General features: G+C 67.3%; 1 protein-coding gene. It reads right to left on the reverse strand.

Going from position 1 to position 455, the window contains the following annotated elements:
• On the reverse strand, positions 1-455 hold a 455-nt coding region (locus ACU8YC_RS27360; protein WP_446896308.1), incomplete at both ends, for a DUF1329 domain-containing protein.

Below are 455 nucleotides of genomic sequence, written 5' to 3' on the forward strand. Positions count from 1 at the left end.
GCAGGATGTGGTTCCAGATGACCTCGATGCCGCTCTGCGGGATCGGGAAGGGAATCCCGGCCGCCGCACCCTGGATGCCGTTGCCGTTGGCGATCAGCTCGGCACTGACGGCATTGAAACGAGTGGCATCGTAGATCCGCTGCGGTACCGCAGCGCTGCGGCGGGTCGGGAACACGCGCAGGTGGTAGTCCGGATAGCGCTCCAGCAACGCCTTCATGCCTTCGGGCAGCTGGTTTTCATGCTCCTTCAGATTGTTGCGATCGACCCGGTACAGCAGCGCATCTCCGGCGAACGGGTCGGGATGATGCATGCCCGGCTCGTAGCCGGCCGGTGCCTGGACGCCACCGGTCCAGGCCGGAATGGTGCCGGCGGCATTGCCCGCCCGCTCCGCCCCTAGCGGCGTCAGGTCCTGCCCCAATCGCGCGGCCTGGGTGCTGTCCACCTTGGCCTGTGCC

This window comes from Citrobacter sp. VF227 (assembly GCF_052950715.1).